Genomic DNA, 6,357 nt, shown 5'->3' with positions numbered 1-6,357 from the left:
CTCGACGGCATCAAGAACAAGATCGAACCCCCCGCGCCGATCGACAAGGACCTCTACGACCTCCCCCCGGAGGAGTGGGGCGACGTCAAGCAGGTCCCCGGCTCGCTGCCCGCCGTCCTCGACTCCCTCGAAGCCGACCACGACTACCTGCTCGAAGGTGGCGTCTTCACCCCCGACCTCGTCACCGGCTGGATCGAGTGGAAGCGCGCCAACGAGGTCGACCCCGTACGCCTGCGCCCCACTCCCCACGAGTTCGCCCTGTACTACGACTGCTGACGAAGCGGCGAGCCGACCGACTGGTCAGGCGACGGGCAGCGCCGGGTCGGGTGCCGTCGGACCGTGCTCGTAGTTGGTGAACAGGTCGACGTCGCGCGGTCCGAGCTTGGCGACGCGGCGGGCGTGCAGGGCAAGCTGCCGGCGCGCCTCGCCGAGGCGACTGGTCGCGATCAGGATCTCGTCGCCGACGTCGACCGCGTCCCCGCCGCCGATGCCGGCGGCCGCGTCCCGCACCGCGTGGAACGCGGTCATGAGCCCGTTGGCCAGGGCGATGCCGTCCTGGTCACCGGTGGTCCAGATCTCTGACCACGCCGTCTCGACGGTGACCATGTCCCGGGCCAGCCAGTCGTGCAGGACCATCGGGTCCAGTGGCTTCTGCCCACCGAGCAGCGGGCCGCTGAGCTCACGCAGGCCCGGGCCGCAGTACGCGGTCTGCCGCAACGCCTCCGCCTTGTGCGCGAGGCGCAGGGCGCCGGACAGCATCAGGACGTACGCCCGCCGGAGTTCGGCGCGTTCTCGCTGCCGCCGCCTCAACCGACCCCGCAGGGCCACCAGGACGAGCATGGCGGAGGCGGTGATCGCGGAGCCGAGCAGAGCGGCGAGGGTGGGACTCACGCGGACATGATGCCTGGCAGCCATCGACCAGGGTGCACGGGGTCCCGCGGAAATGGATCACCGCGCGGTGGTCTGCGCGGCGAGGTGGTCGAGGACGGCCCGGATGTCGCCGTCCGACTCGGTCAGGACGCGTCGTTGGCGGGTGGCCCCGTTGCCCTCCTCGTGCAGCCGGTCGAGCTGCCCGCGGACGTACGCGAGGTCGTCGTGGCGGACCAGCGCGGGCGTGACCGCGGTGAACAGCTCTTCGACGAGGTCCCAGGCCGGTTTCTGGCCACCGGAGCGCAGGTCGACGAGGTGCCCGCCGAGCCCTTCGTGGGCGGCCCGCCAGTGCGCGGCGGCGACCAGGCAGTCACGCAGCTGCGGGGCGGGGACGCCGGCACGGACCTGCTCGACGCTGGTGGCCACCAGCCCGCGCACCAGTGCGGCGACCAGGACGGTGTCGTCCACCGTCGGGCAGGCGTCCCCGACGCGCACCTCCACGGTGGGATAGGCGGCCGACGGGCGGGCGTACCAGTAGACCATCGCCGGATCGAGCATGATGCCCGCGGCGACGAGCTGCCGCACGGTGCTGTCGTAGTCGTCGGCGTCTTCGAAGTGCGGGGTCGGCCCGGCACTGGGCCAGCGGTCGAACTGCATCGAGCGCCAGCTGGCGTGCCCGGTGTCGCAGCCGTCGTACAGGGGGGAGTTGGCGGTGATGGCCTGCACCACGGGCAGCCAGGGGCGCAGGTGGTTGCAGACCTGCACGGCGAGCTCCCGGTCGGGCACCCCGACGTGGACGTGGCAGCCGCACACGGCCGGGTCGTGCGCGACCGGCCCGAACCGGCGGGAGATGGTGTGGTAGCGGGGTTCGTCCGGCACGGACCGGTGCCGTTCCATGACCGGGGTCGCGCCCACCGAGACCAGCTGGGCCCCGGCCTCGCGGGCCGCCCGCCCCGCCGCGAGTCGCAGGGTCAGCAGCTGCGCACGCAGCTCGGCCAGGTCGGCGCAGACCGGGGTCACCATCTCCACCATGCTGTGCCGGAACTCCTTGCGGCTCTGCTCACGGTCCGGCGCGGGCAGGGCGGCGAGCACCTGCGCGGCGACCGGAAGGCTCTCACCGGTCTCCGGATGCAGAAGGAGAAACTCCTCCTCCACGCCGATGGTGAACAGGTCCGGGGCCGCGGTGAGATCCGGGGCTGGTGGCGCCATGCGTCTCCGTTCCTGGCGATGGTCGGCCAGCCGTGGGACGGGTTGTCGGGGCTGTGACTGGCAGGCCGGCTTCCGGGTGCGGGCCCACACCCGGTCGCATACCGTCACCGTACGGCCCGACGCCGCCGCTTCGGGCCGCTTTCCAGCGCCCCGTCCCCGGCGTCCGCTCCGCCGATCCGCCGTCCCGGGGCCGTCGGCCGGCAGGTCGCCGTCGACGCCGGTCTCCCGGGTGTTCTGGGCGGTGGGCTGGCCGTTCATCTGGTAGATGCCCGCACCCGGCCGCCCGATCATGCCCCGCACGAGGTGCAGGTTGTTGACGGCGCAGGACGCCGCGGTGGCCTGGTTGGACTGGTAGAAGCCCTGCAGCAGCACGGTGGAGACCAGGCGCTGCGAGGTGCCGAGCAGCTCGGCGGCCCGCTCCACGTCGGCGGCCCGCACGTCGCAGATGTCGGCGACGCGTTCCGGCGGGTACCCGTCGACCGTCCGGCCGTCGGCCAGGTACCGGTCCACGCGCACCGGCCACCGCTCGTCCGGCCCGTACGGCGTCCGCTCGCCCCACGGGTCCGCGATCCGGTCAACCACGGGATCCTCCCCGTGTCGCCGTTGTCCGCCGTCGTGCGCGGCGCGCCCCGTTTCAGCGCCGCAACAGCACCGGGCCTGCGTCGATGCGGAGCCGGAACAGGGCGTACGGCTTGCGCCGCAGGTCCTGGCCGCCCTGGTAGGCGGGCTGACGGTGCAGTTGGTTGGCGGTGACGTAGAGGTGGCCGTCGGTGGCCACCGACATGGTGTCCGGCCAGAGCAGCCGGGGGTCGTGCACGAGCGTCTCGTACTCGCCGTCGGGTCGGCGACGCAGCACCGCGTTGTGCTCGTACGCCGTGAGGTAGAGCCGGCCCGCGTCGTCGCTCTCCAGGCCGTCGGACCCGGAGCTCTTGTCGCCCTCGTCGATGACGCTGGACGCCACCTCGGCGTCGCCGACCCCGCGGTCGACCAGGGCGTCGGTGGCGACGCTGTAGAGGCGGCGGGAGGTCAGCGCGCAGTAGAACAGGCGGGTGCCGTCCGCGTTGATCGCGATGCCGTCGGAGCCCATGCTGACCGGTTCCGGGTCGCCGTCCGGCGGCCGTTGCAGGAACGGCCGGCCCTCGACCACCGGCCGGAAGGTGTGCAGCGGCTCGGCCTTGGTGGACGGGTGGTCGTGCAGCCGCCGCCAGGAGGTGCCGCTGGCGAGGTCGACCACGATGATCGCGTTGGGGCCGGAGGCGGAGGAGTCGGTGATGTAGGCGATCCCGGCCTCGCCGCGCCGCAGGTCGAAGCGCACGTCGTTGAGGTACGACGAGGGCAGCGCCACGTCGGCGGGGAAGGTGATCACCTGGGCGACCGTGTCGGTGTCCAGGTCGACCCGGACGAGCTTCGGTCCGCCGGGCTTCGTGGGCTGGAACATCGGGCTGCCCGTGTCGAGGATCCACAGCCGGTCGGCGGGGTCGACGACGATGCTCTGCACCGACACCAGCGCCTGCGCGTCGTCGTCGCCGGACGGGTTGTTCCACGCCTGGTCGGGGAAGGGCACCTCGGCCCCGTCCCGCAGCTCGACCACCGTCGCGGGAACCTCGTCGCCCCACTTCGGGAAGTTGATGAAGATGCGGCCGGTGTGGGAGACGCTCACGCCGGTGGGCATCGGCCCGGTGAACGTGTGCACGACTTCCAGCTCACCGACCGGCTCGTCGGTCACGGTCATCTCAGCTCCCGTCTCGTGGCCACCTCCGTCACCTTTCCACGGGGCGATGCGGCAAACCCGGGAACGGGAAGAAACCCGCGCACGCGGACGGCTCACGGGAGCCCGGCGACGGGGAGCTTCGGTGTGGCGCACAAGAGCGGCTCGCACGCCGCCCAGGCATCACTGGCCACCGCGTGGGCCGACCGTTGTTGTCCGCCGCTGCTTTACTGGGCTCGGCCACTGACGGGCTTCACCGGCGACGGGGCACGGATGGATCTGCTCTTCAGCAGCGTCGAGCGGGTGTTCGATCTACTCCGACGACGCGTGCCCTGGCTGGCGCTGCTGGTCGCGACCCTCGGCTGGGTGGCGGCGATGGTCGCATTCGGCTGGTTGACCCGGTGGGCGTCGTCGTACGGACCGGGCTCGCCGAGCGTGGCCTGGTCGTCGGGGGCCTTCCTCGTCGGCTCGCCACTCGTGCTGCTGCTGAACGTCGGCGCCCGCGGGATCGCCGGCGTGCCACCGGTGGCCTGGCCGCTCGGTTTCGTGGTCGTCGTCGCCACCCTCGACGAGCTGGCGCGGCGACGGCCTCCTCCGACCGGACCAGGGATAGTGCCGTCGCCGATGACACCGCGCTCCCTGGGATCGCGCGAACGAGCATGACAAGGAGGACCTCGTGGTGCCCCCAGCACGGTTTCTGCTGGAGTCCCTGCGCCGGGCCGGGATGAGTGACGCCGTCACCGTGGAGCCGGTGGCGGGTGGGCTGGCGGCGCTCGCCGGCATTGCCGACCGTCGGGACGGCCCGCCGGTGTTCGTCAAGGCCCTCGCCGACGCGCCGGCCGACGATGTCTTCGTCGCGGAGGCCGATGGGTTGGCCGCCCTGCGGAGGCTCGGCGGCGTGACCACGCCCGAGGTGCTCCTGGCGGGCCGGGAGGTGCTGGTGCTGTCGGTGCTGCGGCCGAGGCCGCCCGGCGAGGCCTTCTGGGAACGGTTCGCGCACGTGCTCGCCCACCTGCACCTGAGCACGTCGCATCCGCGCTTCGGCTGGCACCGCGACAACTGGCTGGGTCGCCGCCGGCAGATCAACACCTGGGACGACGACGGCTTCGCGTTCTTCGCCCAGCACCGGCTGCTCCGGTGGCTCGGGCAACCCCGCGTCGAGGCGGCACTCGACGCCGGTGACCGGAAGGCACTGGAGCGGCTGTGTGACCGGCTGCCCGAGCTGCTGCCGGACCGGCCGGCCTGTCTGACGCACGGCGACCTGTGGGCGCAGAACGTCCTGGCCACTCCGGACGGGCAGCCCGCGCTGATCGACCCGGCCGTGTCCTACATGTGGGCCGAGGTCGACCTCGCCCACGTGTGGTCCACCTCGCCCCCGCCCGAGGCGCGCCGGTTCTTCGACGTGTACGCGGAGCTGACCGGCCTCGACGGCGACTGGCGTTCCCGGATGCCGATCATCCAGCTGCGACAGCACCTGGCCGTGCTGGCCCAGTTCGACGACGACTGGGGCGCGGCCGACCAGATCCGCGCCACCCTCGCCCCGTTCCGGACGAACACCTGACCAGCCGCCGATGGTGGGACCGGACTAGCCCGCGCGGCGGGTCGTGCGGAACCGGCGTTGGTATGCGGCGGGGCTGATCGACAGCTTCCTGGCGAAGACCCGTCGCATGCTCTCGTAGGTGGGGAAGCCGGCGAGGGTCGCGGCCTGCGTCGCGGTGTGCCCCTGGTCGAGCAGCGCCCTGGCGAGGTCGAATCGGATGTTCTCCACGTAGCGGGCCGGCGTCGTGGACAACTCGTCGCGGAAGAGCCGGCTGAGGTGCCGGGTGCTCACGTTGAGGTGTTTCGCGAGTTCGCCGAGCGAGTGGTCCCCGCGGGGGTTCGCCGTGACCAGGTCGGTGATGGTGCGCAGCGCCGGCGACCGAGGTGGCGGCCCCTGCAACGGTGCCGAGAACTGGGACTGGCCGCCCGCACGCTGCATGTAGACCACCAGGGCGCGGGCGACGTCGCGCGCCAGGTCGGGACCGTGGTCCTCCTCGACGAGAGCCAGCGCCAGGTCGATGCCGGCCGTCACGCCTGCCGACGTGTACGTGGTGCCGTCGCGGACATAGATCGCGTCGGGCTCGACGCGGCACGTCGGACACCGGGCGGCGAGCTGGTGGGCGACCCGCCAGTGCGTGGTCGCGCGCCTGCCGTCGAGGAGTCCGGCGGCGGCGAGGATGAAGGCTCCGGTGCAGATGGACGCTGTCCGGCCGGCCACCGCCGCCGGTATCCGTGCGGCGTCGGCCAGGTCGGCGGCGACCTGGACGCGCGGATAGCGGTCAGACCCGGCCACCAGCAGCGTGTCGACAGCCGGCTCCGGCGACACGGCCCCGTCGACGGCGATCCGGACCCCGAGGTTCGACGTGACGTCCGCGCCGGTCGGCGAGAGCAGCACCATCCGGTAGTCGGCGCCGAACCGGTTCGCCTCCTTGAACACCTCCGCGGGACCGGCGACGTCCAGCAACGTCACCCCGTCGTAGACGAGGATGGCGATGTGGTGGGGGCCGACGGGCACCGCTCATTGGTAGCAC

General features: G+C 72.5%; 6 protein-coding genes and 1 pseudogene. 3 read left to right on the top strand and 4 right to left on the bottom strand.

What is annotated here, in order from left to right; genetic code table 11:
- A pseudogene (locus ACIBTV_RS30305) lies at window positions 1-276 on the top strand (type I glutamate--ammonia ligase); the annotation flags it as partial.
- A 24-nt stretch (window positions 277-300) separates the two neighbouring features.
- Here the strand turns inward: ACIBTV_RS30305 and ACIBTV_RS30300 are convergent.
- The 3 genes from ACIBTV_RS30300 to ACIBTV_RS30290 form a co-directional block, all read right to left on the bottom strand.
- Window positions 301-891: a hypothetical protein gene (locus ACIBTV_RS30300; protein WP_396710415.1), complete on the bottom strand. Its 591-nt coding sequence runs from the start codon at window positions 889-891 to the stop codon at window positions 301-303.
- A gap of 57 nt (window positions 892-948) precedes the next feature.
- Window positions 949-2,079 (bottom strand): glutamate--cysteine ligase, encoded by a 1,131-nt coding sequence (locus ACIBTV_RS30295; protein ID WP_396710416.1) that lies wholly within the window; start codon window positions 2,077-2,079, stop codon window positions 949-951.
- A 634-nt stretch (window positions 2,080-2,713) separates the two neighbouring features.
- Window positions 2,714-3,811 (bottom strand): L-dopachrome tautomerase-related protein, encoded by a 1,098-nt coding sequence (locus tag ACIBTV_RS30290; RefSeq protein WP_396710413.1) that lies wholly within the window; start codon window positions 3,809-3,811, stop codon window positions 2,714-2,716.
- Between the two features lie 249 nt (window positions 3,812-4,060).
- On the opposite strand from ACIBTV_RS30290, the gene ACIBTV_RS30285 reads away from it, so the two are divergent.
- Both ACIBTV_RS30285 and ACIBTV_RS30280 read left to right on the top strand, forming a co-directional pair.
- Window positions 4,061-4,450: a hypothetical protein gene (locus ACIBTV_RS30285; protein WP_396710411.1), complete on the top strand. Its 390-nt coding sequence runs from the start codon at window positions 4,061-4,063 to the stop codon at window positions 4,448-4,450.
- Between the two features lie 13 nt (window positions 4,451-4,463).
- Complete coding sequence (locus ACIBTV_RS30280) at window positions 4,464-5,348, top strand: fructosamine kinase family protein (RefSeq protein ID WP_396710409.1); 885 nt, start codon at window positions 4,464-4,466, stop codon at window positions 5,346-5,348.
- Between the two features lie 24 nt (window positions 5,349-5,372).
- Here ACIBTV_RS30280 and ACIBTV_RS30275 read toward each other — a convergent pair whose 3' ends face one another.
- Window positions 5,373-6,341: a GlxA family transcriptional regulator gene (locus ACIBTV_RS30275; RefSeq protein ID WP_396710407.1), complete on the bottom strand. Its 969-nt coding sequence runs from the start codon at window positions 6,339-6,341 to the stop codon at window positions 5,373-5,375.
- Between the last annotated feature and the right edge of the window lie 16 nt (window positions 6,342-6,357).

Source organism: Micromonospora sp. NPDC049366 (assembly GCF_044466625.1).
Taxonomy (GTDB): Bacteria; Actinomycetota; Actinomycetes; order Mycobacteriales; family Micromonosporaceae; genus Micromonospora.
This window is presented reverse-complemented; position numbering and strand designations above follow the sequence as displayed.

Coding starts and splice junctions, on each gene's coding strand:
- ACIBTV_RS30285 (WP_396710411.1), top strand. CDS start 4,061: ATGGATCTGCTCTTCAGCAGCGTCGAGCGGGTGTTCGATCTACTCCGA.
- ACIBTV_RS30295 (WP_396710416.1), bottom strand. CDS start 2,079: ATGGCGCCACCAGCCCCGGATCTCACCGCGGCCCCGGACCTGTTCACC.
- ACIBTV_RS30290 (WP_396710413.1), bottom strand. CDS start 3,811: ATGACCGTGACCGACGAGCCGGTCGGTGAGCTGGAAGTCGTGCACACG.